Origin of the sequence: Amycolatopsis sp. VC5-11, from assembly GCF_037034185.1 — a bacterium.
GTDB lineage: Bacteria > Actinomycetota > Actinomycetes > Mycobacteriales > Pseudonocardiaceae > Amycolatopsis > Amycolatopsis nivea.
In genome coordinates, this window is the sequence record NZ_JBAGKF010000026.1 from 1 (window position 1) to 25,794 (window position 25,794).

Annotated in this window: 26 protein-coding genes; 13 read left to right on the forward strand and 13 right to left on the reverse strand. The window is 69.2% G+C overall.

Annotation, left to right across the window (positions count from 1 at the left end; all coding sequences use genetic code 11):
* Positions 1 to 99: 99 nt before the first annotated feature.
* A complete protein-coding gene (locus tag WA670_RS41395) occupies positions 100 to 900 on the forward strand; it encodes an arylamine N-acetyltransferase family protein (RefSeq protein WP_238604075.1) in 801 nt (266 codons plus the stop codon).
* A 258-nt stretch (positions 901 to 1,158) separates the two neighbouring features.
* Here WA670_RS41395 and WA670_RS41400 read toward each other — a convergent pair whose 3' ends face one another.
* The 3 genes from WA670_RS41400 to WA670_RS41410 form a co-directional block, all read right to left on the reverse strand.
* Entirely contained in the window at positions 1,159 to 2,415 is a 1,257-nt protein-coding gene (locus WA670_RS41400) for an MFS transporter (protein ID WP_134734260.1), read from the reverse strand.
* 167 nt (positions 2,416 to 2,582) lie between these two features.
* Entirely contained in the window at positions 2,583 to 3,014 is a 432-nt protein-coding gene (locus WA670_RS41405) for a MarR family winged helix-turn-helix transcriptional regulator (RefSeq protein ID WP_037807762.1), read from the reverse strand.
* Between the two features lie 43 nt (positions 3,015 to 3,057).
* Positions 3,058 to 4,521 (reverse strand): NCS2 family permease, encoded by a 1,464-nt coding sequence (locus WA670_RS41410; RefSeq protein ID WP_037807765.1) that lies wholly within the window; start codon positions 4,519 to 4,521, stop codon positions 3,058 to 3,060.
* A gap of 83 nt (positions 4,522 to 4,604) precedes the next feature.
* Here WA670_RS41410 and WA670_RS41415 point away from each other — a divergent pair, with 83 nt between their 5' ends.
* Positions 4,605 to 4,832: a DUF2530 domain-containing protein gene (locus WA670_RS41415; RefSeq protein ID WP_037809264.1), complete on the forward strand. Its 228-nt coding sequence runs from the start codon at positions 4,605 to 4,607 to the stop codon at positions 4,830 to 4,832.
* Between the two features lie 6 nt (positions 4,833 to 4,838).
* Here the strand turns inward: WA670_RS41415 and WA670_RS41420 are convergent, their stop codons facing one another.
* Genes WA670_RS41420 through WA670_RS41430 form a run of 3 tightly spaced genes read right to left on the reverse strand, consistent with a single transcriptional unit; the run spans position 4,839 to position 8,920 of the window.
* On the reverse strand, positions 4,839 to 4,994 hold the full coding sequence (locus WA670_RS41420) for a hypothetical protein (protein WP_158714410.1): 156 nt from the start codon (positions 4,992 to 4,994) through the stop codon (positions 4,839 to 4,841).
* Between the two features lie 57 nt (positions 4,995 to 5,051).
* Entirely contained in the window at positions 5,052 to 7,844 is a 2,793-nt protein-coding gene (locus tag WA670_RS41425; protein ID WP_336161598.1) for a sacsin N-terminal ATP-binding-like domain-containing protein, read from the reverse strand.
* Positions 7,841 to 8,920 (reverse strand): DUF3027 domain-containing protein, encoded by a 1,080-nt coding sequence (locus WA670_RS41430; RefSeq protein ID WP_336161600.1) that lies wholly within the window; start codon positions 8,918 to 8,920, stop codon positions 7,841 to 7,843. The genes WA670_RS41425 and WA670_RS41430 overlap by 4 nt, the downstream gene beginning before the upstream one ends.
* Before the next feature lie 51 nt (positions 8,921 to 8,971).
* On the opposite strand from WA670_RS41430, the gene WA670_RS41435 reads away from it, so the two are divergent.
* The 3 genes from WA670_RS41435 to WA670_RS41445 are packed head-to-tail and all read left to right on the forward strand — an operon-like array spanning position 8,972 to position 12,276.
* Positions 8,972 to 9,745 (forward strand): glutaminyl-peptide cyclotransferase, encoded by a 774-nt coding sequence (locus WA670_RS41435; protein WP_336161602.1) that lies wholly within the window; start codon positions 8,972 to 8,974, stop codon positions 9,743 to 9,745.
* 38 nt (positions 9,746 to 9,783) lie between these two features.
* Complete coding sequence (locus tag WA670_RS41440) at positions 9,784 to 11,790, forward strand: MFS transporter (RefSeq protein WP_134734263.1); 2,007 nt, start codon at positions 9,784 to 9,786, stop codon at positions 11,788 to 11,790.
* Positions 11,791 to 11,799: 9 nt separating this feature from the next.
* Positions 11,800 to 12,276 carry a DUF2771 family protein gene (locus tag WA670_RS41445; RefSeq protein WP_037807782.1) on the forward strand — a complete coding sequence of 159 codons (477 nt, stop codon included), beginning with the start codon at positions 11,800 to 11,802 and terminating at the stop codon, positions 12,274 to 12,276.
* Positions 12,277 to 12,359: 83 nt separating this feature from the next.
* Here the strand turns inward: WA670_RS41445 and WA670_RS41450 are convergent, their stop codons facing one another.
* Positions 12,360 to 12,746, reverse strand: coding sequence for a cold-shock protein (locus WA670_RS41450; protein ID WP_037718500.1), 387 nt, complete (start codon positions 12,744 to 12,746; stop codon positions 12,360 to 12,362).
* Between the two features lie 130 nt (positions 12,747 to 12,876).
* Between WA670_RS41450 and WA670_RS41455 the strand changes: the two genes are divergently transcribed.
* Entirely contained in the window at positions 12,877 to 13,104 is a 228-nt protein-coding gene (locus WA670_RS41455; RefSeq protein WP_037807785.1) for a hypothetical protein, read from the forward strand.
* Between the two features lie 7 nt (positions 13,105 to 13,111).
* Here WA670_RS41455 and WA670_RS41460 read toward each other — a convergent pair whose 3' ends face one another.
* Positions 13,112 to 13,732, reverse strand: a complete 621-nt coding sequence (locus WA670_RS41460; protein WP_134734264.1) for an HAD family hydrolase — start codon at positions 13,730 to 13,732, stop codon at positions 13,112 to 13,114.
* Between the two features lie 109 nt (positions 13,733 to 13,841).
* On the opposite strand from WA670_RS41460, the gene WA670_RS41465 reads away from it, so the two are divergent.
* Together WA670_RS41465 and WA670_RS41470 are read left to right on the forward strand one after the other, a co-directional pair.
* On the forward strand, positions 13,842 to 14,453 hold the full coding sequence (locus WA670_RS41465; RefSeq protein ID WP_037807788.1) for a TetR/AcrR family transcriptional regulator: 612 nt from the start codon (positions 13,842 to 13,844) through the stop codon (positions 14,451 to 14,453).
* The gene (locus WA670_RS41470) at positions 14,450 to 15,421 is read left to right on the forward strand and encodes a R2-like ligand-binding oxidase (protein ID WP_336161604.1); all 972 of its coding nucleotides are present in this window, start codon (positions 14,450 to 14,452) and stop codon (positions 15,419 to 15,421) included. Before WA670_RS41465 ends, WA670_RS41470 begins: the two co-directional genes overlap by 4 nt.
* Before the next feature lie 44 nt (positions 15,422 to 15,465).
* Here WA670_RS41470 and WA670_RS41475 read toward each other — a convergent pair whose 3' ends face one another.
* Positions 15,466 to 17,124, reverse strand: a complete 1,659-nt coding sequence (locus WA670_RS41475; protein ID WP_037807793.1) for an AMP-binding protein — start codon at positions 17,122 to 17,124, stop codon at positions 15,466 to 15,468.
* A gap of 142 nt (positions 17,125 to 17,266) precedes the next feature.
* On the opposite strand from WA670_RS41475, the gene WA670_RS41480 reads away from it, so the two are divergent.
* From WA670_RS41480 to WA670_RS41495, 4 genes are all read left to right on the forward strand, one after another.
* Positions 17,267 to 18,025 (forward strand): ESX secretion-associated protein EspG, encoded by a 759-nt coding sequence (locus WA670_RS41480; protein ID WP_336161606.1) that lies wholly within the window; start codon positions 17,267 to 17,269, stop codon positions 18,023 to 18,025.
* A gap of 57 nt (positions 18,026 to 18,082) precedes the next feature.
* On the forward strand, positions 18,083 to 18,829 hold the full coding sequence (locus WA670_RS41485) for a PhzF family phenazine biosynthesis protein (protein WP_336161608.1): 747 nt from the start codon (positions 18,083 to 18,085) through the stop codon (positions 18,827 to 18,829).
* Positions 18,829 to 19,200: a YccF domain-containing protein gene (locus WA670_RS41490; protein ID WP_043827307.1), complete on the forward strand. Its 372-nt coding sequence runs from the start codon at positions 18,829 to 18,831 to the stop codon at positions 19,198 to 19,200. Before WA670_RS41485 ends, WA670_RS41490 begins: the two co-directional genes overlap by 1 nt.
* 129 nt (positions 19,201 to 19,329) lie before the next feature.
* On the forward strand, positions 19,330 to 19,887 hold the full coding sequence (locus WA670_RS41495) for a dihydrofolate reductase family protein (protein WP_336161610.1): 558 nt from the start codon (positions 19,330 to 19,332) through the stop codon (positions 19,885 to 19,887).
* Here the strand turns inward: WA670_RS41495 and WA670_RS41500 are convergent.
* Positions 19,884 to 20,678: a metallophosphoesterase gene (locus tag WA670_RS41500; protein WP_037807802.1), complete on the reverse strand. Its 795-nt coding sequence runs from the start codon at positions 20,676 to 20,678 to the stop codon at positions 19,884 to 19,886. The two genes, WA670_RS41495 and WA670_RS41500, sit on opposite strands and share 4 nt — an antisense overlap.
* 37 nt (positions 20,679 to 20,715) lie before the next feature.
* Positions 20,716 to 21,510, reverse strand: coding sequence for an HAD-IIA family hydrolase (locus WA670_RS41505; RefSeq protein WP_043827306.1), 795 nt, complete (start codon positions 21,508 to 21,510; stop codon positions 20,716 to 20,718).
* A 194-nt stretch (positions 21,511 to 21,704) separates the two neighbouring features.
* Here WA670_RS41505 and WA670_RS41510 point away from each other — a divergent pair, with 194 nt between their 5' ends.
* On the forward strand, positions 21,705 to 23,483 hold the full coding sequence (locus WA670_RS41510) for a multicopper oxidase domain-containing protein (RefSeq protein WP_336161613.1): 1,779 nt from the start codon (positions 21,705 to 21,707) through the stop codon (positions 23,481 to 23,483).
* A gap of 419 nt (positions 23,484 to 23,902) precedes the next feature.
* Here the strand turns inward: WA670_RS41510 and WA670_RS41515 are convergent, their stop codons facing one another.
* On the reverse strand, positions 23,903 to 24,982 hold the full coding sequence (locus WA670_RS41515; protein ID WP_336161615.1) for a sulfate/molybdate ABC transporter ATP-binding protein: 1,080 nt from the start codon (positions 24,980 to 24,982) through the stop codon (positions 23,903 to 23,905).
* Positions 24,979 to 25,746: an ABC transporter permease gene (locus WA670_RS41520; RefSeq protein WP_037809276.1), complete on the reverse strand. Its 768-nt coding sequence runs from the start codon at positions 25,744 to 25,746 to the stop codon at positions 24,979 to 24,981. Before WA670_RS41520 ends, WA670_RS41515 begins: the two co-directional genes overlap by 4 nt.
* Between the last annotated feature and the right edge of the window lie 48 nt (positions 25,747 to 25,794).

Below are 25,794 nucleotides of genomic sequence, written 5' to 3' on the forward strand. Positions count from 1 at the left end.
AGCTGAGGCCAGCGGCACCCCGGGGTCCGGCCTGGCGACAGGCCGGACCCCGTTTTTTCGCTTGACCTGGAGTGCACTGGAGGTGTGAGAGTGGAACCCATGGACGTCGACGCTTACCTCGCTCGCCTGGACCTGCCGGTGCCTCCGGCGGCTGACCTGGCCGCGCTGCGCCTGCTGCAGGAGCGGCACCTGATGCACGTCCCGTTCGAGAACCTCAGCGTGCACCTCGGGGAACCCATCGAACTCACCGAAGAAGCACTCTTCGACAAGCTCGTGCGCCACCATCGGGGCGGATTCTGCTACGAGCTGAACGGTCTTTTCGCCGCCCTGCTGCGAGAGCTGGGCTTCGCCGCGACGCTGCACGCGGCTCGCGTTTTCAACGACGCCGGGGTGCCCGGACCGCCGCTCGACCACGCCGCCATCCTCGTCCAACTCGGCGAGGAGCAGTACCTGGTGGACGTCGGCTTCGGCAAGTTCAGCCGGCAGCCGCTCGCGCTGTCCGCGGTCGAGCCGCAGAGCGATCCAGAGGGCGAATACCTCCTCCTGGACGCTCCGTACGGCGACGTGGACGTCCTGCGCGACGGCAAGCCCGAGTACCGCCTCGAGCGCCGCCCACGGCAACTGTCGGACTTCGCGCCGATGGCGTGGTGGCAGTCGACGTCGCCGCAGTCGCACTTCACGCAGACCCTCACGTGCTCGCGCCCGACCGCCCAGGGCCGCGTGACGCTGTCCGGCGACCGGCTGATCGAGACGGTCGACGGCGTGCGCCACGAGGTGCTGCTGCCGAACGACGATGCCGTGCGGGTGGCCTACCACGTGTACTTCGGCCTGCGGCTGCGCCGGCTCCCGATGCGGCCCGGCGAGCATCCGCTGGAGACCCCGACCCCGCACCCGTCCTGACGCTCACCCCGTGAACGGCCTTGCCCTCGCGGGGAAGAGCCCTGACCATGAACAGAGCCCCGCGTCCCGGGGTTCCCAGGTCGCGGGGCTCTGTCCGTTCCCGAACTGACTGCCGCTCCCACCACGAAGCGGACATGTATGAGGTTAGCCTAACCTCACCAATAGAGGCAAGCCCGTCCCTGCGGAGACCTCAGTCTCACCCTCCCGAGTGACGACTTTCGGCGGTCTCCGCTGTCTCCGGACAGCCATTTCCGCAGGTCAGACCCGTTCCCGCGACAGGATCCGCAAGCCGTTGCCGAGCCGCCGGGGCATCCGGACTCCGCCGCGCCGGATCAGCACCACCGCGCACACCACCGCCGCGATCGCCGAAATCGCGCCGCCGATGTAGAACGGCGACCGGCCGCCGAACGCGTCGGCCATCCAGCCGGTCATCGGCCCGCCGATCGGGTTGCCGCCGATCAGCACCAGCACGTAGATGCCCATCACGCGGCCGCGCATCTCCGGCGACACCGACGTCTGCACCAGCGCGTTCGCCGTGTTCAGGAAGGTGATCGTGGCGAACCCGAGCGGGATCAGCCCGATCCCGAACGCCAGGTACGTCGGCATGAACGCGGTGACGAACTCGAACACCCCGAGCAGCGCCGCCGACACCAGCATCAGCCGCACCCGGGGACGGCTCTTCACCCCGCGCCGGGCCGACGCCAGCGCGCCGGTGAAGGTGCCGACCGCGACGAGCGTCGACAACAGGCCGTACCCGTCGGCTTGGGTGTGGAAGACGTTCGCGGCGACGATCGGCAGCGACGTGAAGTAGGTGATGCCGAACGTGCTGACGAAGAACATCAGCACCATGACGGTCACCAGGTCCGGCCGTCCGCGCACGTAGCGCAGGCCCTCCACGAGCTGGCCCTTGGCGCGCGGGATCGCCGGGCCGCGGAACAGCTTCGCCGGGTTCATCAGCGCGACGCCGGTGATCACCGCGAGCGTGCTCGCCGCGTTCGCGATGAACAGCCAGCCGGTGCCGACCCAGGTGATCGCGAACCCGGCGATGGCCGGTCCGACGATGCGGGCCATGTTGAAGATCGACGAGTTGAGCGCGACCGCGTTCGCCACCTGGTCCCGGCCGACCATCTCGGCGACGAACGACTGCCGCGTCGGCACCTCGATCGCCGAGGTCGTCCCGAGCATCACGCACAGCAGGTAGACGTGCCAGAGCTGGGCGACGCCGGTCAGGTCGAGCACGCCGAGCAGCACGGCCTGCAGGCAGTTCGCCGCCTGGATGAGCATCAGCAGCTTGCGCTTGTCGACCCGGTCGGCGAGCACGCCCGCCCACAGCGACAGCAGCACGGTCGGGATGAACTGCAGCGCGACCGCGACGCCGAGCGCCACCGGGTCGTTGCCCGACAGCGTGAACACCAGCCAGTCCTGGGCGATGCGCTGCATCCAGGTACCGATGTTCGAGATGACCTGGCCGCTGAAGAAGAGCCGGTAGTTCCGCACGCGCAGCGACGAGAACATCGTGCGGCGGGTCTTGGCTTCCGGGGATTCCGCGGCGGAAGACGATTTCCCGGCCGGGACGGAAGAGGGGTCGGGTGGAGCGGAACTGGACGGCGGCGGTGCCGTGTCCCGGGTAGCAGTGGATTGGGCCGGACATCCTGTTTCGCTACCCGTGGTGGTCACCTGTGCTAGTTCCCCGCCATCCTGTCGATGATCTCCGCGGCTCGGGAGAGCACTTCGAGCTCTTCCTCGCCGAGCTCGGCCAGTTGCCGGTCCAGCCACGCCTCCCGCACCGAGATGGCCTTGCGCACGAACGTGAGCCCGTCGTCGGACAGCTCGACGATGGCCTGGCGGCCGTCAGTCGGGTGCGGCCTGCGCTCGACGAACCCCATCTCCTCGAGCGCGGCGATGACCCTCGTCATCGAGGGCGGCTGGACGCCTTCCTTCGCGGCGAGCTGACCGGGGGTCAGCGGGCCGCACTTGTGCAGGGTGGACAACGCCGCGATCTGCGTGAGCGACACGTCGTCAGCCACCCGCTGTGCCCGGAGACGGCGATTGAGCCGCACCACCGCGAGACGCAAGCGGCTCGCCAGGGAACGCTCGTGCGGGTCGCCGGACATATAGTTAGCATACCTCACGACCTGCGCCCGGTATCTACGCCGGTCAGCTGAGTGCGGCTTGGATCGGCCCGACGGCGAAGTAGGCCACGAACGCCACCGCGATCACCCACATCAGCGGATGCACCTTGCGGGCCTTGCCGGTGACCGCCTGGATCACGACGTAGCTGACGAATCCAGCGCCGATGCCGTTGGCGATCGAGTACGTGAACGGCATGACGACGATGGTCAGGAACGCGGGCAGCGCGATCTTGAAATCGGTGAAGTCGATGTCGCGGACCTGCGCCATCATCAGCGCCCCGACCACGACCAGCGCCGGAGCCGCCGCCTCGACCGGCACGACCTGGTACAGCGGGGTCAAGAACATCGCGGCGATGAACAGCAAACCGGTCACGACGTTCGCCAGACCAGTCCGCGCGCCCTCCGCGATACCGGACGCGGATTCCACGAACACCGTGTTCGAACTGGCCGAACCGAACCCGCCGGCCGCGCCCGCGAGGCCCTCGACGAACAGCGCCTTGCCGACATTCGGCAGCTGCCCGTCCTTGCCGACCAGCCCGGCTTCCTTGCCGAGGCCGGTCATCGTGCCCATGGCGTCGAAGAAGTCCGCGAGCACGAGGGTGAAGACGAGCAGCACCACGGTGATGATCGGCAGCCGAGTCCACGCGCCGAACGACACATCGCCGACCAGCGACAGGTCCGGAAGGCCGATGACCTTGCTCGGCAGCGCCGGGTAGCCGAGGTTCCAGCCCTTCGGGTCGGTGCCGTTCGACGGTCCGGCCTTCACGATCGCCTCGACCACGATCGCGAGGACCGTCGAGCCGAGCACGCCGATCAGGATCGCGCCCTTGACCTTCTTGGCGACGAGCACCGCGGTGAGCAGCAGGCCGACGACGAACACCGCGGTCGGCCACGAGGCGATGGAACCGCCGATGCCGAGCCCGACCGGCACCGTGGTGTGCGCGTCGTCCGGCAGCCTGCGCACGAACCCGGCGTCGACCAGCCCGATCAGGCAGATGAACAACCCGATGCCGACCGCGATCGCGGATTTGAGCGCGGGCGGCACCGCGCGGAACACCGCGGTGCGGAAGCCGGTGAGCACGAGCAGGACGATGATCACGCCCTCGATGACCACCAGGCCCATCGCCTCCGGCCAGCTCATCTGCGGCGCGATGGTGACCGCGAGCAGGCTGTTGATGCCGAGCCCGGTCGCGATGCCGAACGGATAGTTCGCGACGAGCCCCATCAGGATCGTCAGTACGCCCGCGACCAGCGCGGTCACCGCCGCGACCTGCGGCACCGGGAGGATGTGCCCGAGCACGTCCTTGTGCGCGGACGGGGTGTCGGCCGCGAAACTGCCGATGATCAACGGGTTGAGGACCACGATGTAGGCCATCGTCACGAACGTGACCACGCCGCCGCGGATCTCCCGCCCGGTGCTCGACCCGCGTTCGCTGATCCGGAAGAAGCGGTCCAGTGTGGACCCCGCCCGCTCGCGCTGCTCCGCCATTTCCCCGCCTGTCTCGCTGTTTCCGTCCGGGTAAACTCTGGCCCGTGGAAGAACCGACCAGCGCCCCGGACACTCCGGCCGCCCTGCGGCACACGCCGGACCTGCCGAAGCGGCTCACCGACCTGACGCCGGTGGTGATCGTAGGTACTGCGCTCTGGCTTGTCGCGCTCGTGGTGCTTTTCTTCACCAGCGAGGGCGTGTGGGTGCAGACGTGCCTCGCCGGGATCGCGCTCGGGTTCATCGGGTTCGGGATTATTTTCTGGCAACGCGCGGCGGCTCGGCGCGGGTCCAAATCGGCGCAGCGGCTTTAGGGCTCGTCAGTTCAGCATGGTGCGCGGCGCGGGATCTTCCAGCAGCGCCGTGATGCGATAACGCTCGCCCCACCGATCACTCGCCCACGCGAACGCGCGCGCCAGCCCCTCGGACGTGTCCGCCGCGTGCAGTCGACCGCCACCGTGAGCGGACCGTGCCACAGCGTCCTCCGTCCGGCGACGCGAAGCTGGTCCGCGGCGCAGCGGCTTTAGGGCTCGTCAGTTCAGCATGGTCCGCGGCGCCGGGTCTTCCAGCAGCGCCATGATGCGATAACGCTCGCCCCACCGATCACTCGCCCACGCGAACGCGCGCGCCAAACCCTCGGACGTGTCCGCCGCGTGCAGTCGGTCGTCTGACCACCACGGCACCTCCGCCGAAGCACCCTCGATCGCCACCGTGAGCGGGTCGTGCAGCAGCACCCCGCCGTCCGGCAGCGTGATGCCGAGTTGGTCCGCGGCGAGCGCGAGGGCGGGCAGGTCGGCCCACGCGACGTACTCGCCGGTGCTCTCGACCTCGGCTTTCAGGCTGCTCGCGACGGGGACGTCGAGGAGTTCCGCCAGTCGCTCCGGGTCAGTGGGCGCGACGAGGATCTTCGCCGGGTCTAGGGCAGCCGCGACCCATGGCACGTCCAGCACCACGGCTTCCTCGACGACGCTCCCGTCCGCCGCGCGGACTCGAGCGGGGGCGTCGACGTCGGAGATGTCGATCGGTGCGGCCACCAACGCCGCGTGTGCGCGGGCGACCAGTCCCGGGGTCGGCGTCCGTTGCGGGTCGCCGAGTCGTTCGAGCAGGTCGGTGACGTCCTCCGCGGTCTCCAGGTCCAGTCCGGTCCGGACGCCGACGGCGCGGAGCAGGTCGTCGCTCAACTCGAGGTCGGCGACCGGGTCGTACAGGCCCGCCAGTGCGGTCGCCGAAGCGAGCCGCCACGCGCCGGGGGCTTCGCCGGCCAGCAGGGCGTACCGCGCAAGCCACCAGCCCGCGTGGCCGTCCGGGCTGTGCAGTGCCTGCCACGTTTCCGGACGGGACGCGATCAGGCGGAGCGCGTCCGGCCAGGCGTCGTCCGCGACGAGGTCGAGGTCGCGAATGGACACGACCGTCGTCGGCGGCTGCTCGAACGAATCCCACCACTGCTCTTCGTCCGGCAGGTGGTGGTCGGGTTCGTGCGGATCCTCGTCCAGCACGACCGCGAACGAGTCGAGCACCTTCGCCGCGACGAGGGTTCCCGTCGGCCAGTCTTCGGCGAATTCCTCGTCCAGCACGGAAAGCGCGCCGCCGGGCTCGAACACCTCGGGGTCGATGACGTCCAGCAACGGCGACGTCGGCAGCACCAGTTCGTCCGCGCGCCGCCAGCCGTCCTCCGCGGGCAGTGCCAGCGCGCCGATCCACTCCGGAGCCTGATCGCCGCAATCGGTGACCAGCCGGAGCACCGCGCCCGCGAGGTTCATTCCGTCCAAACCGGACTGAACGTCGGCGACACTGTGCTCGACCGCGTACTGCAGCTGTTCCGCTTCGAGCAGCTGCCGCGCGTCCGCGTGCTTGGCTCCCAACAGTTCCAGCAACTGATGCGCCGCACCTGGATGCACGAGCCGGAGGCCGGGGACGTCCACATCGGACAGAAGTTCGCGGAGTTCGCTGCTGCCGTCGACGAGCAGCGCACCCTTGACGCCCGGCAATGTCCGCCCGTCCGACAGCGGGACCGGCAGTCCGTCGAGCTGATTCGCACTGAGCGCGTGGCTCTCGACCGCGACCGCCAGCTCCGCGTACAGCTTCTGCCACCAACCGGGTTCGCGCTCGATGCCAGTCAGCACTTCGAGGACGTCGCCGATGCCGAGGATGTGCGCGGAGACCGGCTTGAGCAGCCGGGGATTCGCTTGCACCAAGCCCGGAATGACGTCGGCCAGCAGCGGAGCCAGCCCGTCGACGTCGAGCACCCGCGCCTGCTGTCCGGAGACTTCCTGACCGTCCACTGTGGCCAGCCAGGGTTCCTGCGCAAGCGAGGTGTAAACCAGGTCTTTCAGCTGTGAGTCCACAGTGGACAGCGGGAATCCCGCGGCGGGGACCAAGGTCTGCCGATGTTCCGCTTTGACTGCCCGGACCAGTTCGACGTATTCACTCGCCGCCCTCTCCAGCGCGCGAGTGAGCTCCGCGCCGGGAAGCACCCGGCGGCGAGACGGCTCCAGCGGCACTTCGGCAATCAACCGGGCCGGGAGCGAAAGGCCTTCGTCGGTCGGCGTCGGCGCGTGCAGCACATCGTCTTCGAGCGGCTGCGGGACGCCGTCGGCGTCGACCGGAACGGCCCACACTCCGTGCTTCAACCATCGCCGTTGCCCGGTCGGCGAAGTGATCTCGACGGTCTCGTCGCCGCTTCGAGTCCACTTGCGACCGTCCACTTCGGCCTCGGCGAGCCACGGCAGGGCCAGCAGGAGGTCTTCGATCTCGTTCGCCAGACCGTCGAGCAGGCCTTGCCCGGATTCCTTCAGCGGCAACCGCACTTCGGTGGCGAACCCGGGAGGTGGCTGCTCCGTGACGGGAAACGGCAGCCGCAGCACCGGAACGTCGCCGTCCCGGCCGGATTCCTCCCGGGTGCGCTGCGCGGAAAACGCGACCCCGCCCGAGGTCGAAACGACCCGGGGCTCGTCGGTGACGGTCAGCACGGCCGCGAATCCGACCCCGAACCGGCCGACGGTCCCTTCCTTGGCCGACGCCCGCAACGACGCGAGCGATTCGACCCCTCGGGTGTCCAGCGGCGCGCCGGTGTTGGCGAACCGCAGTTCACCGTCCACAACGGACACCCGGATCCGCCCCGGTTCGCCCGCGATTTGCGCGGCGTCGGCGGCGTTCTGCGCGAGTTCGACGAACAACCGGTCGCGGTAAGCGCCGACGCGCAGGTCGCGTTCCGAGTTGGTGTCCTCGGTGAAGCGGGTGGGCGAATCGCGCCAGGCGCTCAGCGCCGCTTCCCGCAGCCGGACTGTCCCGAAAGGATCAGCCGCTCCCCCAGCGACTTCGTTCACCGGAGGACATCGCTCCCGTCGGAGTCGTCCTCGTCCGAAGTCGCATCAGAAGCGTCCGGAGCAATAGCCTCGACGACCACTTCGGCAGCAGTGCCCGCCGCCGAAGCCTCGACGACGACCGGCTCCTCCGCCGCAGACTCCTCAGCCGCGTCCGAAGCCGACTCGGCAGCCACCTCGACGGCAGCTTCCTCGACCGCCACCTCCGCGGCCGCCTCCGGCTCCACCGCCGCGACCTCAGCGGTCTCCTCGGCTGCCGCGGCCGCCGCTTCTTCCACCACCGCCGGGTCCGCGGCGACGCTCGGTTCCGGAGCCGGCTCCGGAGCGGGCGTGAAGTCGATCAGCGAATCGTCGTAAACCAGCTCCGCGACCGGGACCGAGGACGTCACCTCGACCCGCACCTCGGAGTGCGCGCCGCATCCGTAAGCCACGTCCACGACGTGCCCGTCCGCGGGCGCGATGTCGTTCGTGCACGCCCCGAAGGCACCGCGCAGCGACCCCGCCAGCGGCACGAAGAACCCACAGGTCCCGCAGGTCGCGGGCGCGCTACGGGCCATGTCCGAACGCGGGCCGAACTCGCCGCCGTGCCAGCGGGCGGCCGCGTCGAGCCTGCCGTAGCGCGAAAGCACGTGCACCCGGCCGAGGCCGACCTCGTGCGCCGCTTCCTCGACGGCCGGGTCGTCCGACTGGAGGTACGCGGGCGAGAGGCGCGGGTCGTCCTTGTCCGCGGGGAACAGGTCGCCGACGCCGAGGTCCCCGGCGCGCACCCGCTGCTCCCACGGCACCCACGCGGGCGCGACCAGGGCCTCCGGGCCCGGCTGCAGCACCAGTTCGCTCACCGTGACCGGCTCGTCCGGCCCGGCCACCGCGACGGTGACCGACCAGCGCCAGCCGCGGTATCCGGGCACCGAGGCTTCGAAGAGGTGGCTCGCGGAGACCGCGTCCTCGCGTTCCACTCCGACGTGCTCGCCGACCTGGTCAGCGGGTGCTTCCGCCAGCACGGCCTCCCGCGCGGCCTCGACAGCGTCCGCGAGCTTCCGGTGGAGAGAGCCGTCGTCCAGGGTCAACAGCAGCGTCATACCCCCAATTGTGCCGCACGCATCCGCGCCGCCCGTGCCAGGCTGTTCCTCGTGCGAACCCGGATCGTCTGGCCCCTGGTGGCCGCCGCCCTGCTCGGCGGATGCGCGGGCACCCAAGCCGCGCCCGCCCAGCCCGAACAGCTCACCGTCCAGGTGCTCGGAACGCTGCCGCACGACTCGACCGCCTTCACCGAAGGACTCGAGTACTCCGGCACGACGCTGTACGAGAGCCGCGGGCTCGAAGGCAAGTCCGCGCTCACCGCGGGACCGGCAGGCGGAACACCAGCCAAACAGGTGACGGTGCCGTCGCCGCTGTTCGCCGAGGGCATCACCGTGCTCGGACCCAAGCTGTGGCAGCTGACCTGGCGCGACGGGATCGCGATCGAACGCGACTCCCAGACGCTCGCCGAACTGCGGCGCGTGCACTACGACGGCGAGGGCTGGGGACTGTGCCACCAGCCCAGCGGGCGGCTGGTGATGAGCAACGGGTCGTCGATGCTCACCTTCCGCGACCCGCAAACGTTTGCGGTCACCGGTTCCGTCGACGTCGGCCAGGACCAGCTGAACGAACTGGAGTGCGTCGGCGACACCGTTTACGCGAACGTCTGGCAGACCGGGACCATTCTGCGCATCGACGCGAATACCGGACGGATCACCGCGAAGATCGACGCCGGCAAGCTCCGCACGCCGTCCCGGCCCGGCGAGGACGTGCTGAACGGCATCGCCGCGATCCCGGGCACGGACGAATTCCTGCTGACCGGAAAGCTGTGGCCGACGTCGTTCCGCGTGAAGTTCGTCCCGGAAAATCAGCGAACCGGCACGTGAGCGGGCGGTACGTGACCTCGATGAGGCAGGATTGAACCGTGGCCCTCTTCAGCTCGCGCTCCGGTTCCGACAGCCCCCTCGGCGGGCAGTCGGGCAAAGGCCGTGGGAAGAAGAAGCGCCGCTGGACTCCCGAGCCCGGCGCGGCGCAGGCCCGCTCGTGGCGCGACACCCCGCCGACCCGGGTCGATCAGGCCGTTGACCAGCGCGTTCGCCAGGCTCCGCCGGAGTACGCGCCGGAGCCGCCGCGGGCGCGTCCGGAGCGCATCCAGCCCGAACCTCCGCGCGCGCGTCCAGCCGAACCGCGGCCCGAGCACGTCGATCAGCGCCCTCCCCGCGGTTATCCCGGACGGCCGGAGCCGCGCAGCGCGTTCTACGACGACGCGCCGCCGTTCCCGCCGAACGCCGAGGAAGCGCCCACCGGCGCCGTCCCGATGGGACACCGTCCGCCGCCGCCCCCGCGCGGCGCCCGGCCGTACCCGCCGCGCGACCACCGCACCGAGCCCGTCCACCCGCGGCCGTACGACGACCGTCCCGGCAGCGCCGGCTACGAGCACTACGACACCGGCGGCTACGCGGGCGAGCCACGCGTCGAAGACGAGCAGGACGAGGCCTTCAACACCACCGCCGTCCCCGGCGCCGGGTCGGTCCCGAAGCTGCCGAAGAAGCTCACCGTCACGCGGGTCGCCGCGCTGCGCAGCCGTCAGCTGAGCGGTCAGGCGATCGGCGCGTTCCAGCGCGCCACCAAGGCAGACGGCGCGGACAAGTCCGGTCTCACCTCGTTGATGTACGCGGTGATGCTGAACTACGCGAGCGACGCGGCGATGGCGATCGCGCTGGCCAACACGCTGTTCTTCGCCGCGACCAGCGGCGAGAGCAAGGGCAAGGTCGCGCTGTACCTGCTGATCACGATCGCGCCGTTCGCGCTCGTCGCGCCGGTGATCGGCCCGGCGCTGGACCGGATCCAGCGCGGCCGCCGGCTCGCGATGTGCGTCTCGTCGATCGGCCAGGGCCTGATGGCCGTGGTGATGGCGCTGCACTTCGACGACTGGCTGCTGTACCCGGCGGCGCTCGGGATGATGGTGCTGTCGAAGTCGTTCACCGTGCTGAAGGCGGCGGTCACGCCGCGCGTGGTGCCGCCGGAGATCACGCTGTCGAAGACCAACGCGCGGATCACCGTCTTCGGCCTGATCGCGGGCGGCGTGTTCGGCGCGCTGGCCAGCGGGGTGAGCAGCCTCTCCAACTCCTCGGGCGCACTGTGGTTCACCGCGGTGATCTGCGTGGCCGCGGCCGTGCAGTCGATGCGGATCCCGTCGTGGGTCGAGGTGACCGAGGGCGAGGTCCCGACGTCGCTGTCCGCGCGGCCGGAGCCGAAGCAGAAGCGGCAGCGCCAGCCGATGGGACGGCACATCGTCGTTGCCTTGTGGGGCAACGGTTCCGTCCGCGTGCTGACCGGCTTCCTGATGATGTTCGCCGCCTTCGCGGTGAAGGCGCAGACCGAACACGCCGGGCACAGCCCGTTCGTCCAGTTGCTGTTGCTGGGCATCATCGGCGCGGCGGCGGGCGTCGGCGGATTCGTCGGCAACGCACTGGGTTCGCGGCTGCACTTCGGTTCGGCGGACCAGGTGATCGTTGCCTGCGTGGCGGCGTGTGTCGTGACGACGCTGATCGCGACGCTGCTGCCCGGCCTCGCCACGGCGGCGATCGTCGGCCTCATCGGCGCGACCGCCAGCGCGCTGGCGAAGATCAGCCTCGACGCGGTGATCCAGGAGGACCTGCCGGAGCAGTCGCGCGCCTCGGCGTTCGGGCGTTCCGAGACGGTGCTGCAGCTGTCGTGGTGCATGGGCGGCGCGGTCGGACTGCTGCTGCCGCCGACGTACTGGATCGGCTTCCTGGTCGTCACGCTCCTGCTGGCGGTCGGCCTGACGCAGACGTTCCTGGTGCAGCGCGGCGGTTCGCTGCTGCCCGGCCTCGGCGGAAATCGCCCATTGCGCCCGGAGCCGACCGGCAGCTTCCCCGCCCAGGGGCCCGCGCGAGGCCGCCGGTAATCTCGGGCCATGCGACGTTCCCGGGTGGTGGCCGTGCTCGCGGCCGGTGGTTTCGCGGTGGCCGGCTGTTCCGCGCCGGGCCCGGCCGAGGTGACTTTCTACGCCGACGGGCACACGATCAACGTCGCCCCGATCGGCAACTGCGACATCAAGTCCGGCGTCTGCGCGGCCAACCCCGGCGCGACCGGCAAGCTCAAGGTGCGGCCGGGCCGCTCGGTGCAGATCTCGGTGCCGAAGGAGATCGCCGAGACGCCGTGGAAGGTCACCGTGCAGTACGTGAACGGCAAGGGCGAGCCCCAGCCGCTCAAGGAGGACATCATCACCTCCCGCGACCGCTACGCCTACACCGCGACGCCGCCCGCGAAGGACGACCAGATCGTGGTGGTCGAGATCGCGCAGGCGTCGGTGATCAGCCGCACCGGCGACCCGAACGACGCGGAAGCCGTCACGACGGCGCTGTGGTCGCTGCAGGTCCAGCCTGCCTGAATCGCCTTAAAGCCGTGAAGGGCTCCGCGCGGGGAGATTCCCGCACGGAGCCCTTCACTGTTTTCAAGCGGTGGCGTGACTGATCACGGGTCGAGGTCGCGCGCGACCGCCCGCATGATCTCCGCGATCTGCTTGGTGTTCTTGCGATCCGGGTACCGGTTGCGCCGCAGGTCCGGCTGGACCTTCAGCTCCAGCAGCTTGATCATGTCCTCGACGAGGCCGTGCAGCTCCTCCGCGGGTCGGCGGCGCGCCTCGGCGACCGACGGCGGCGGGTCCAGCAACCGGACGGAGAGCGCCTGCGGTCCGCGCCTGCCGTCGGCCACGCCGAACTCGAGCCGCTGCCCGGCTTTCAGGCCCTCCACGCCGTGGGGCAGCGCGGCCTTGCGGATGTAGACGTCCGCACCGCCGTCTTGCGTGACGAAGCCGAACCCCTTCTCCGCGTCGTACCACTTGACCTTGCCGGTCGGCACTTCCCTCACCAGTCCTTCTGCTGTGCAGGTCACGACGAACGCGCCCCGAGCGATCTCGAGGCGCGCGTCCGATAAGCGTATCTCGCCACAGGCGCTGGGGAGAAGCGGATAGTCCCGTTACTCTCACCCCATGGAGAACGCAGCGAAACAGACCGGCAAACCGATCCTCATGCGGCTCGGCATCGGCCTGTTCGCCATCGGCATGCTCGCCGTGGCGACAGTGTTCGTGCTGTTCGCCGCCGGACTCGAGAACCTGCCGGTGTGGCTCAGCGCGGCCGCCGGCGTGATCACCCCGCTCGGCCTCCTGCTCGGGCTGATCGCCCTGATCCAGGAAGCCCGCGCCGGAAAGCACGGCTGACCAGCGGTTACACCGCGGTCTCCACGAACGTCCCGGCGAACCACCCGGGGAACTCGACCAGCGAGTCGAGCACCACGTCCGCGCCCTCGGCGGCCAATTCCTCGCGGCTGCACGGCCCGGTCGCCACGGCCACGGACATCGCGTTGGCCGCTCGCGCGCCCCGCACGTCGCCGAGGTGATCGCCGACGTACGCCCGTGCCTCGTGTTCCAGCAGGGCCGCCGCCTTCTGCGTGGACCACAGCTCGCCCACCAGCGCGTCGACCTTCATGCCCAGCGCGTCGAGGTGCATCTGCGCGTTGGGGCCGTACTTCCCGGTGACCACGACGGTCCGCCCGCCTGCCGCCCGGACCGCCTCCAGCGCCTCGGCCGCGCCGGGCAGCGCGACCGTGCTCGGCACGACCGTCTCCGGGTACAGGTCGCGGAACTGCCAGATCAGCTCGGGAATCCGGTCCTCGGGCGCGCCGAAATCGCGCAGCGCCTGATCGAGCGGCGGCCCGAGGTTCGAGGCGAACGCCTCCCCGTCGAACGCCAGCCCGGACTTCTTGCCCAGCGCGTTCATCGCCGCGACCATGCCCGGCCGCGGGTCGATCAATGTCATGTCGAGGTCGAACCCCACCGTGATGCCCACGTCCCACACGGTAGCTGTCCGGACCGACAGTTCCGGACAGTCCGCTGTACACGTGCACCATCCAGGTAAAGGTTCTTGACACAGATTCAGTCTGTGTCAAGCTGGCGGTGTGACCAGCTTCACCGAGCGGACCAAGGCGACGCTTCGCGAAACGCTGCTCGACGCGGCCGCGGACCTGCTCCCCGATCGCGGCCACCAGGGCCTCCGGATGGCCGACGTGGCCGCGAAAGCCGGGGTCAGCAGGCAGACGGTCTACAACGAGTTCGGCAGCAAGGCGGCGCTCACGCAGGCCGTCGCGCTGCGCGTCGCGGCGGAGTTCCTCGACGGCATCCGCTGCCGGTTCGAGGACGCCGAGAGTTTGCTCACGGGCATCCGCGGCGCGGTCGTCTACACGATCGAACACGCCAGGGAGAACCGGCTGATCGCGGCGGCGCTCGGCACCGAGGCGGGCGAGGATCTGCTCCCCCTGCTGACCTCGCGCGGCGAACCGATCCTCACCGCGTCGGCCGAACTCGCGGCGCAGCAGTACCTCGCGCTCGAACCCCGGCTCACCCAGGAAGCCGCCGCGCTGCTCGCCGAAACGGTGGTCCGGCTGTCGCTCAGCCACCTGGTGCTGCCGACGCATTCCGCGTCCGAGGCCGCCGAGTCGGTCCTCGCGGTGATCGCCCCCGCCATCGACCAATTCGTCCACAATGGAGTGAAACGAGAGGGCCAGTCATGACCGAGACGCTTCCGGAGCTGCGCAGCGGATTCTCGTCCCTGCGCAAGGGCGGGCTGAACTGGGACTCGTTCCCGTTGCGGCTGTTCGTCAAGGGCAACAAGAAGTTCTGGAACCCGGCGGACCTCGATTTCAGCAGGGAACGCGAGGGCTGGGAAAGCCTGACGCCCGAGCAGCAGCGCTCGACCACCTACCTCGTCGCGCAGTTCATCGCGGGCGAGGAGGCGGTGACCGAGGACATCCAGCCGTTCATGCGCGCGATGTCGTCGACCGGCCGGTTCGGCGACGAGATGTACCTGACGCAGTTCTGTTTCGAGGAGGCCAAGCACGTCGAGGTTTTCCGGCGCTGGATGGACGCCGTCGGGCTGGACGACGACCTGCATTCCTACGTCGCGGAAAACCCGCACTACCGCAAGCTTTTCTACGAGGAACTGCCGCAGTCGCTGCGCGCGCTGGAGGACGATCCCAGTCCGCTCAACCAGATCCGCGCGAGCGTGACGTACAACCACGTGATCGAAGGCAGCCTCGCGCTCACCGGGTACTACTCGTGGCAGCTGATCTGCACGCAGAACCAGATCCTGCCGGGAATGCAGGAACTGGTGCGCCGCATCGGCGACGACGAACGCCGCCACATGGCGTGGGGCACGTTCACCTGCCGCAGGCACGTCGCCGCGGACGACACGATGTGGGACGCCGTGCAGGAACGCATGGGCGAACTGCTGCCGCACGCGCTCGGCATGATCCAGTGGGTACAGGACCAATTCGAGGAAGTCCCGTTCGACAACGACCCCGAGGAATTGATCCAGTACGCCGCCGACCGCGCCCAGCGCCGCCTCGGCGCGATCGAATCCGCGCGGGGCACGCCGGTCGAGCAAATCGACCTCGACTACTCGCCCGAGCAGCTCGAGGACACCTTCGGCGAGGAGGACGAGAAAGCCCTCGCCGAAGCCGCCGCGGCCGCTTCCGCCTGACGCGAACCGGCGGCCGTCCACATCGGACGGCCGCCGGTTTCAGCTCACGCGTGCTTCTGCGACGCCGCCTGCTCCAAGCCCAGCAGAGTCACCGACTGCTGGCGCATTTCGACCTTGCGCACCTTCCCGGTCACCGTCATCGGGAATTCCTCGACCACGTGGATGTAGCGCGGGATCTTGTAATGCGCCAGCTTGCCCTGGCAGAACTCGCGCACCGCTTCCGTGGTCAGCGGCTGCGCGCCCTCGCGCATCCGGATCCAGGCCATCAATTCCTCGCCGTACTTGACGTCCGGCACGCCGATCACCTGCGCGTCCAGCACGTCCGGATGCGTGTAGAGGAATTCCTCGATCTCGCGCGGATAGATGTTCTCGCCGCCGCGGATCACCATGTCCTTGATCCGGCCGGTGATGTTGATGTACCCCTCGTCGTCCATGATCGCGAGGTCGCCGGTGTGCATCCAGCGCGCGGCGTCGATCGCCTCGGCGGTCTTTTCCGGTTCCTCCCAATAGCCGAGCATCACCGAATAGCCGCGGGTGCACAATTCGCCAGGCGTGCCGCGCGGCACGGTCAGCCCGGTTTCCGGATCGACCACTTTGGACTCCAGATGCGGGCCGACCCGGCCGACCGTCGACACCCGGCGCTCCACCGAATCGTCCGCGCGGGTCTGCGTGGACACCGGCGACGTCTCGGTCATGCCGTAGCAAATGGACACCTCGGTCATCCCCATCCGGTCGATGACCTGCTTCATCACCTCGACCGGGCACGGCGATCCGGCCATGATGCCGGTGCGCAGCGAGCCGAGGTCGAACGTCTCGAACTCGGGGTGGTTGAGCTCGGCGATGAACATCGTCGGCACGCCGTACAGCGACGTGCAGCGTTCGGCGGCGACCGCGGCGAGCGTGGCCTTCGGGTCGAACGCCGGGGCCGGGATGACCATGCACGAACCGTGGCTGGTGCACGCGAGGTTGCCCATCACCATGCCGAAGCAGTGGTAGAAGGGCACCGGGATGCAGACCCGGTCCTCCTCGGTGTAATTGCACAGCTCGCCGACGAAATAGCCGTTGTTGAGGATGTTGTGGTGGCTGAGGGTCGCGCCCTTGGGGAAACCGGTGGTGCCGCTCGTGTACTGGATGTTGATCGGGTCGTCCGCGGACAGTCCCGCCTGCAACTGCGCCAGCCGTTCCGCGTCGCCGCCGCGCCCGGACTCCATCAGGTCGGTCCACGACGAGGTGCCGAGCAGCACGACCGCTTCCAGTCCGGGACAGTTCGGCCGCACCTCCTCGATCATCGCCCCGTAGTCGGACGTCTTGAACTTGTCCGCGGCAACGAGCATCCGGATGCCCGCCTGGTTGAGCACGTACTGCAGTTCGTGCGAGCGGTAGGCCGGGTTGATGTTGACCAGGATCGCGCCGATCTTCGCCGTCGCGTACTGGAGGAACGTCCATTCCGCCCGGTTCGGCGACCAGATGCCGACGCGGTCGCCCTTGCCGATGCCCGACGCCAGCAGCCCGTGCGCGAGGGTGTCGACCTCGGCGGCGAGTTCGCGGTAGGTCCAGCGGGCGCCTGCCTCGCGGTCGACGAGCGCGTCCCGGTCGCCGAACGCGGCCACCGTGCGGTCGAAATTGTCCCCGATCGTGTCGCCGAGCAGGGGGACGCTGGAGGTCCCGGAGGCGTAACTCGGCAGTGCAGGCGCGTCAGGCATCGGTGCCTCCCGTGGCGGTCTTCGTCGACGAGCCCGAGTCTAAGCTCGATTTCGGACCTTTCCGCCACCCTAGTTATGGGGTGCGCTCGCACGAGCGGCTGATGGTCGTGCGCGTTCCGCTACCCTCGGTGCGGGTTGTTTCGTGCACGAGGGGACTGGGACGTTGCCAGAGGAATTCTCCCTGGGCTGGACCGAGACCGACGTGGCGGTGCGGCGCACCGGGCTGCCCGCGTCGTGGCATCCGTTCGAGATCCGCAGCGCGGGCGCGACGATGACCGAGCACAACCGGCTGGCCGAGGAGGCGTGGACCGCGCTGCGCGGCCGGGGGCTGGCCGACGCGGAGAAACTCGACCGCGATGTCGAAGCGACTCTGCGCGCGTGGACGAGGCCGGACGTGCTGATCATCGTGCGCGCGGCCGAACTGCCGTCCGGGACCGTGCTGTACCGGGCGTGCATCGGCGAGGGCCTCGGCGTGTTCTCGGAGCAGGTCGACGACGGGCTTCGCTTCCAGCAGGTCCGGCCGGAGCGGCTGGTGGATCTGGTGTTGAGCATGTTCCCGCCCTATCCGGCGCTGCCCGTCTCCCCGGTCGCGATCACCCAGGGCCCGCCGCCGAAACGCAACGCCGCGGCGCCCGCGCCGTCGCGCCAGGATCGCGACGCGCTGGCCGGGTACTCGCAGTGGCCGCTGCACCGGCACGGAACCGTGGAACTTTCGCTGCGGCCAGGACAAGGCACGCTCCGCCCGGTCTCGACCGCGACGTTCGTGGACACCGACGGCGGGCGGTACCTGACGTTCTCGGAACCGTTGCCCGACGGCGGGTTCCGGCTGCATTTCACCCCGTCGACGGGCACGCACCTGCGGACGTGGCTGCTGGAGACGATCGAAGAGGGCGTGCGCTGAGAATTCAGGGCTAATCCCCGATGCCCTGCCCCCGTGCGACAGGGCAAGATCGGCTTCATGCAATTCCACCTAGTCGACGCCTTCACCGACCAGGCGTTCGCCGGCAATCCGGCGGGCGTCGTCGTGCTCGAGCAACCCGCGGACGCCGAGTGGATGCAACAGGTCGCGGCGGAGATGAAGCACTCCGAGACCGCGTTCGTGGTCGCCGCCGGCGAGGGAGCGAAATCCCTGCGCTGGTTCACCCCGACCGACGAGGTCTCGCTCTGCGGGCACGCCACCATCGCGGTCACGCATGTCCTTGGCGGACACCAGGTTTACGACACCCTCAGCGGCAGGCTCACCTGCACCAAGGCCGACGGCTGGATCGAGATGGACTTCCCCGCCGACCCGCCCGTCGAGACCGGCGAAGACCTCTCCCACATCCTCGACCTGCCGGCTAAGTTCACCGGACGGGCGCGCGAGAACCTCTTCGCGGAGCTCGAAAGCGTCGAAGCGGTCCGCCAGGCACAGCCGGACCTCGACGCCCTGCGCGCCACCTGGACCGGACGGCTGATCATCACCGCGGCGGGCGACGACTTCGTCAGCCGGTTCTTCGGCCCCGGCGTAGGCGTCGACGAGGACCCGGTCACCGGTTCCGCGCACTGCTCGCTGGCCCCGTACTGGACGCGGAAACTGGGCAAGAACGCCCTCGTCGGTCACCAGATCTCCGCCCGCGGCGGAACCGTGCGCACCGAAGTCCGCGACGACCGCGTGCTGCTGCGCGGCCAGGCCGTCACCGTAGTGAGCGGGGAGTTGTACGTCTGATGCGACTGATCCTCAACGTGATCTGGCTCGTCCTCGCCGGTTTCTGGATGGCGCTGGGCTACCTGTTCGCCGGAGTCGTCTGCTGCGTCCTGATCGTCACGATCCCGTTCGGCATCGCGTCGTTCCGGATCGCGAACTACGCGCTGTGGCCCTTCGGCCGCACAGTCGTCGACCGCCGCGAAGCCGGAGTCGGCTCGTTCGTCGGCAACGTGATCTGGTTCCTGGTCGCCGGACTGTGGCTCAGCATCGGCCACCTGATCACCGGGGCCCTGCAGTGCCTGACGATCATCGGCATCCCGCTGGGCCTGGCGAACTTCAAGATGATCCCGATCTCGCTGATGCCGCTGGGCAAGGAGATCGTCGACTCCTGAGGTCCGTCCTCGTTTGACCTGCCGCGCGGCGAACCGGCCAGTTCGGTTCGCCTCGCGGCCTCTTCGCAGGTCATACCGAAAAATAATTTTGTCTTGACAACTCAAACCATCGGCAGCAAGCTGTGCCGCATGACAAGCGCACGCAAGCTGATCCTCGGTTTCTACGTCTCGCTCGACGGCAAGAGCGCCGACGCCGACAACGGCATCCGGGACGTCATGATGTCCATCGACGACCCCGAGCAGGAGAAATACTTCGTCGACCAGCTGTGGGAGGCCGGAGTCTTCCTGATGGGCCGCAACACTTACGAAGCCATGGCGGGCTTCTGGCCCACCTCGGACCACCCCTCGGCCAAGGCGATGAACGCGATCCCCAAGGTCGTGTTCTCGAGAACGCTCACCAGCGCGGACTGGGCCGAGACCCGGATCGCCAGCGGCGACCTCGCGGAGGAGATCGCCCAGCTCAAGGCCGAACCCGGCAAGGATCTCGTCGCCGCCGGCGGCACCGAATTCCTGCACTCGCTGATCAAGCTCGGCGTCGTGGACGAGTACCGGCTCTGGGTGCTCCCCGCCGTCACCGGCAAGGGCGCGGCGCTGTTCCCGGAACTCGGCGAAGCCCGGCGGTTGCGGCTGGTGAAGAGCACCGCCTTCCCGTCCGGAATCCTCGAACTGCGGTACGCGGCCAGCTAGTCCTCAGGCTCGAAGGGCAGCTTCACCACGAGGCACGGGCCGCCGACGAACAGGCCGCCGTCGATGCCCAGCGCTTTCCCTCCGGCGTAGAGGTACGGGCCTTCGATCTGCGTCGGGTGGATGCCGAGCTGGTCGGCGATCACGCTGTGCCCGTGCACGATCCGCGAGCCGCCCAGTGCGTTGAGCAGCCGGTCGGCGTTCTCCTCGCCGTCCGGGCCGCGGAAGGCGTACCGGGTGGTCATCCGCCGCCACACGTCCCACCAGGCCTCGATGTTGCTGCCGGAGAGGATGTCGTGCGCGGTGGCGTTGATCGAGTCGAGGTCCTCGCCCCAGTCGAGGTACTCGAGGGTGTCCGAGTGCAGCAGCAGGTGGTCCTCGTCGACCGCGACGAGCGGGCGTTCGGTGAGCCACTCGATGTGCTCGGGAGTGAGCCGGTCCTGGTCCGACAGCAGGCCGCCGTTGATCTCCCAGCTGCGCGCGAAACTGCGCGGCCCGAAGTCGGACGGCACCGGGCGGTCGCCGAAGTGGTACATCCCGAGCAGCAGGATCTCGTGGTTGCCGAGCAGCATCTGCACCGAGCCGCCCGCCTCCGCCGCCTGCTCCTGCAGCTCGCGCACGAGGTCGATCACCCCGACGCCGTCCGGGCCGCGGTCGGTGAAGTCGCCGAGGAACCACAAGCGGTCGTCGACGCCGGCCCACTTGCCGTCGCTGTCGACCAGGCCCTCGGCGCGCAGTGCGTCAACCAGGGCGTCCCGGTGCCCGTGGACGTCGCCCACCACATAGACGCTCATCGTTCGACGATATGCCCTGATCCCGGGCGGTGGGCGGTCAGCCTTCGCCGAACGGGTCGAGCGTTCGCCCGATCAGGTCGGCGACCGAGCCGATCACCTTCGTCGGCCGGTACGGGTAGTTCTCCACCGATTCCTCGTTCGAGATGCCGGTGAGCACCAGAATGGTCTGCAGTCCGGCCTCGATCCCGGAGTGCACGTCGGTGTCCATCCGGTCGCCGATCATGAGCGTCGACTCCGAATGCGCGCCCAGCCGGCGCAGCGCGGACCGCATCATCAGCGGGTTCGGCTTGCCGACGTAGTACGGCGAGCGGCCGGTGGCCCGTTCGATCAGCGCGGCGACGGACCCGGTGGCAGGCATCGAGCCCTCGACGCTCGGGCCGGTCGCGTCCGGGTTGGTCGCGATGAACTTCGCGCCGCCCTCGATCAGCCGGATCGCGCGGGTGATCGCGCTGAAGCTGTACGTGCGGGTCTCGCCGAGCACGACGTAGTCCGGGTCGCGTTCGGTCAGCACGTAGCCGACCTCGTGCAGCGCCGTGGTGAGCCCGGCCTCGCCGATCACGAACGCCGAGCCGTTCGGCCGCTGCGACGCGAGGAACTTCGCGGTCGCCAGCGCCGAGGTCCAGATCGACTCCTCGGGGATGTCCAGACCGGTGCGCAGCAGCCGCGCCCGCAAGTCGCGCGGGGTGTAGATCGAGTTATTGGTGAGCACCAAAAAGTCGATATCGTTGTTCCGCAGTTCGTCGAGGAACTCGTCCGCCCCCGGGACGAGGTGTTCCTCCCTGACCAGCACACCGTCCATGTCGGAGAGATACGTCCACCGGCCTTCGCTCATGCGCGAAAACCTATCACGCGCGCGAGACGCCTGCGGCATACGACGAAAACGGCTACAGTGGAAATTGCCGGTAACGCGAGGGGAGTCGCGGGACCGGTTACCGAGGGGGTTCGGGGGAATCTTTTCCGTAAGCTCCGGCGTATTCGCCGTGGCGCAATTCTTCCTGCCCCTTGATTTGAAGGGGGAACAACCTGATGACAGAAATTGTCGACCGGCCCGCCGCCGCGGCCCCGATCACCGGGCCGAACTGGGGGCTCACCAAGTTCCTTGACCCGCTGCCGGTTCCGCCGGTGCTGCGGCCGCCGTGGCGGGGACAGGACATGATCACCATTCCGATGGTGGCGAAGCGGCAACGGCTGCACTCGCAATTGCCGCCGAGTACATTGTGGACTTATGCCGGACATTTCCCGGGACCGACAATCGAAGTGCGCAGCGGCAAACAACTGCGGATTTCGTGGTCGAACGAAATAGAAGGCGAGTTCCCGTTGGTCGCCGTGCAAGGACCGGTGGGCGACGCACCGACCACCCGCCCCGGCCGCGAGCTCGACCGGCCCGGCTACTCGATCGTCGACGGCGTCGCGGACCTGCCCGCCTGGACCGTGGTTCACCTGCACGGCGCGCGCACCAACGCGAGCAACGACGGATGGGCGCACAACGCCGGCCTCCGGGGCACTTCGCAGCTCGCCGAGTACCAGAACCGGCAGCAGGCCATGCCGCTCTGGTACCACGACCACGCCATGGCGATCACCCGGTTCAACGTCCACACCGGTCTGGCGGGCCTGTACCTGATCCGCGACGACGAGGAGGACGAGCTCGACCTGCCCGGCGGCGATCGCGAACTGCCGCTGATCCTGACCGACCGCAACCTCGACACCGACCCGGCGACCGGAGCGCTCACCGGGCAATTGCTGTACAAGTTCCCGTACGTGCCGAACGGGCCGATGATCCCGTTCTCCGGTCCGTTCACGCTGGTCAACGGCGTGATCTGGCCGCACCTCGACGTCAGCGCACGGTGGTACCGCTTCCGGCTGCTCAACGCGGCCAACGAACGGTTCTTCACGCTGAACCTGGTCGACGAGAACAACGTGCCGCGGAACGACGCCGTCCGCCTGATCGGCACCGACGGCGGGTTGCTGCCCGCTCCCGCGCCGCTGCCGTCCGGCGGGCTGACCGTCGCGCCGGCCGAACGGTTCGACGTGCTGATCGACTTCAGCCGGTTCCAGGGGCAGAAACTCAAGCTGCGCAACGCCGATCCCAACCTCGGCGGGGTCGAACCGGACGTCATGGAGTTCCGGGTGGAAAGCCGCGCGCGGCACGATTCGTTCGAGCTGCCCGAAAAGCTCTCGTCGTCGTACGTCCGGATCAAGCACGGTTCGACGCTGCCGGAGGACCACGACCACGTCTGGGTCGCGCTGCTGCTCAACGCGAGCGGGCATCCGGAGATGTGGGACCTCGAACAGGTCGACGCCGATCCGGGCGGCAAGGGCATCATCCAGATCAACGACCCGGCGGGCGGGCTGAAGACGTTCCGGATGATCGGGCGGCTCTTCGACGACACCACCGGCATCTTCATCGACCACGGAAAATGGGCGGTGTGGAACATCGTGCACGTCGCGAACGGCGGGCCCGCACATCCGTTCCACATCCACCTGACCGAATTCCAGGCGCTCTTCCGCCGCAGCTTCACCACGACCTTCGACCCGGCCGCCGAGCGCACTTCCCGGCCGATCGACGGGTTCGCGGAAGTCCCGCTGGAAAAGTACGAGGAGGGGTGGAAGGACACGATCATCGTGAACCCCGGGCAGTGGGTGAGCGTCGCCGGCCAGTTCAGCGGTGGCACCGGCGAGTTCATGTACCACTGCCACATCCTCGACCACGAGGACGAGGGCATGATGCGGCCGTTCGTCGTCCACCCGCCCGAGGTGGCGAAGTTCCACGTCCATCCCGGCGGCGGCCACCACCACGGCGGCTGAGCGGGATCGCTTGCGCCCCAATGCCGCATTGGGTGCATCTGACGCATCCAATGCGGCGTTCGGTGCATCCCACGCACCCAATGTGGCATTCGGTGCATCCCACGCACCCAATGTGGCATTCGGTGCATCCCACGCACCCAATGTGGCATTCGGTGCATCCCACGCACCCAATGTGGCATTCGGTGCATCCCACGCACCCAATGTGGCATTCGGTGCATCCCACGCACCCAATGTGGCATTGGGGTTTCTCAATAGCGGGCACAGCGGCCGCGGTGCACGAAGTTGCCCTTGGCCGATGGGGGCGGTGCGCCAAGGCGAACGTCCGTGAGGGGAACCCTCACGGAATCAGATTCCGTCAGGGTTCCCCTCACAGACATCAGCGGGAGCGAAGAACCGAAACCACGCGGGGGAAGCGAGGCTCAGGAAGCCGCAGCCGGGTGTACCGCCACAGTCGCGGCCTTCACCGACAGCGCCACCGCCGAACCGGGTTCCAGCGCCAGTTCGGCCACCGCCGCCGGGGTGAGGTCGGCGGTCAGGCCGTGTGCCCAGCCACTGCCCTCGGTACGGACTCGGATCACCGGTCCGTGCGGTTCCAGGGCCGCCACGACGGCGTCGGTCGTGTTGCGTGGGCTGCCGTGGTGGTCGCCGTCGTGCGGGTAGACCGCGACCGCGTTCGGTGCGAACACCGCGACCGCCGCCTCGCCCACCACGGTGTCCGGCGTCAGCAAACCCGTCACCACTTCGCCGGACGGCGTGCGCAATCCGTCGTCCACCGCCACTCCGGACACGAGGTTCAGCCCGGCGATCCGCGCGGTGAACGGCGTCCGCGGCGCGGCCAGCACCTCGCGCGTCGGGCCGCGTTCCACGATCCGGCCGCCGTTCATCACCGCCACGTGGTCGGCAAGAGCCAACGCGTCCAGCGGGTCGTGCGTGACCAGGACGGTCGTCGGGCCGTCGCGCAACACCCGGCGCAGCAAGCCGCGGATCGCCGGGGCCGAGTCCACGTCGAGCGCGGCGAACGGTTCGTCCAGCAACAGCAGGTCCGGCGCGGAAGCCAGCGCCCGCGCGATCGCCACCCGCTGCTGCTGCCCGCCGGACAGCTGGCTCGGCCGCCGGTTCGCGAACTCCGCCGCGTCCACTTCGGCCAGCCATCGCGAGGCGATCGCCCGTGCCTCCGCCCGGCTGGCACCGGTCGAGCGCGGCGAGAACGCGACGTTGTCCATTGCGGACAGATGCGGGAACAACAGCGCGTCTTGGGACAGCAGGCCGATCCGCCGTTCGTGCGGCGGCAAGTCGACGCCGTTCCCGGCCAGCCGCCGGTCGGCGAGCGTGACGTCCGCCGAGGTCACCGGCAGCAGACCGGCGAGGCTGCCGAGCACAGTGGACTTCCCGGAACCGTTGGGCCCGAGCAGCGCGAGCACGGAGCCGCCGGGCACGGTGAACTCGACGTCGAGCGAGAACTCGCCGCGGGTCAGCGCCAGCTTCGCCGACAGGGTCACCGCAGCCCGCCTTCCCACGACCGCGGCCGCGCGAGCGCGATGACCAGGATCGCGACCACGATGAGCAGCAGCGCGAGCGCGACCGCGCTGTCGATGTCCACTTCGGCCTGCGTGTAGACCTCGAGCGGCAGCGTCCGGGTCACGCCTTCCAGGCTGCCCGCGAACGTGATGGTCGCGCCGAACTCGCCCAGCGCGCGAGCGAAGCTCAGCACGACGCCGGAGCCCAGCGCGGGCAGCAGCAACGGCAGCGTCACCCGGCGGAACACCGTCCACGGGCGCGCGCCCAGCGTCGAGGCGACCTGCTCGTAGCGGTCGCCGGAGCCGCGCAGCGCGCCTTCCAGGCTGACGACGAGGAACGGCATCGCCACGAACGTCTGCGCGATGACGACCGCGGCCGTCGTGAACGGCACCTGCTCGCCGGTCAGCCAGTTGATCAGGATGCCGAGGAAACCCTTGCGGCCCAGCAGGTACAGCAGGGCAAGGCCGCCGACCACCGGCGGCAGCACGAGCGGAAGCAGCACCACCGAACGCAGCATCCGCACGCCCGGCACCCGGGAGCGGGCCAGCACGATCGCCAGCGGAACGCCGAGCACCACACAGGCCACTGTGGACAGTGCGGCGGTCGTCAGCGACAGCCGGAGCGCGTTCAGCGACGACGACGTGACCAGCAGCGACGGCAGCCGGGTCAGATCGGACCGCACGAGCAGGCCGACGACCGGCAGCACCACGAGCGCGAGCGCGACGACGGCGGGGAACCAGAGGATCAGCGGAACCCGGGCGTGCGGCGGCCGGGTCTCGGCCGCCGCGCCCGC

What these genes read in the sequence shown, in the direction of transcription:
- WA670_RS41405 (WP_037807762.1), bottom strand. Translation starts at nt 3,014, where the DNA reads ATGTCCGGCGACCCGCACGAGCGTTCCCTGGCGAGCCGCTTGCGTCTC.
- WA670_RS41430 (WP_336161600.1), bottom strand. Translation starts at nt 8,920, where the DNA reads ATGACGCTGCTGTTGACCCTGGACGACGGCTCTCTCCACCGGAAGCTC.
- WA670_RS41485 (WP_336161608.1), top strand. Translation starts at nt 18,083, where the DNA reads ATGCAATTCCACCTAGTCGACGCCTTCACCGACCAGGCGTTCGCCGGC.
- WA670_RS41475 (WP_037807793.1), bottom strand. Translation starts at nt 17,124, where the DNA reads ATGCCTGACGCGCCTGCACTGCCGAGTTACGCCTCCGGGACCTCCAGC.
- WA670_RS41410 (WP_037807765.1), bottom strand. Translation starts at nt 4,521, where the DNA reads ATGGCGGAGCAGCGCGAGCGGGCGGGGTCCACACTGGACCGCTTCTTC.
- WA670_RS41500 (WP_037807802.1), bottom strand. Translation starts at nt 20,678, where the DNA reads ATGAGCGTCTATGTGGTGGGCGACGTCCACGGGCACCGGGACGCCCTG.
- WA670_RS41490 (WP_043827307.1), top strand. Translation starts at nt 18,829, where the DNA reads ATGCGACTGATCCTCAACGTGATCTGGCTCGTCCTCGCCGGTTTCTGG.
- WA670_RS41400 (WP_134734260.1), bottom strand. Translation starts at nt 2,415, where the DNA reads ATGTTCTCGTCGCTGCGCGTGCGGAACTACCGGCTCTTCTTCAGCGGC.
- WA670_RS41455 (WP_037807785.1), top strand. Translation starts at nt 12,877, where the DNA reads ATGGAGAACGCAGCGAAACAGACCGGCAAACCGATCCTCATGCGGCTC.
- WA670_RS41505 (WP_043827306.1), bottom strand. Translation starts at nt 21,510, where the DNA reads ATGAGCGAAGGCCGGTGGACGTATCTCTCCGACATGGACGGTGTGCTG.
- WA670_RS41445 (WP_037807782.1), top strand. Translation starts at nt 11,800, where the DNA reads ATGCGACGTTCCCGGGTGGTGGCCGTGCTCGCGGCCGGTGGTTTCGCG.
- WA670_RS41510 (WP_336161613.1), top strand. Translation starts at nt 21,705, where the DNA reads ATGACAGAAATTGTCGACCGGCCCGCCGCCGCGGCCCCGATCACCGGG.
- WA670_RS41395 (WP_238604075.1), top strand. Translation starts at nt 100, where the DNA reads ATGGACGTCGACGCTTACCTCGCTCGCCTGGACCTGCCGGTGCCTCCG.
- WA670_RS41470 (WP_336161604.1), top strand. Translation starts at nt 14,450, where the DNA reads ATGACCGAGACGCTTCCGGAGCTGCGCAGCGGATTCTCGTCCCTGCGC.
- WA670_RS41495 (WP_336161610.1), top strand. Translation starts at nt 19,330, where the DNA reads ATGACAAGCGCACGCAAGCTGATCCTCGGTTTCTACGTCTCGCTCGAC.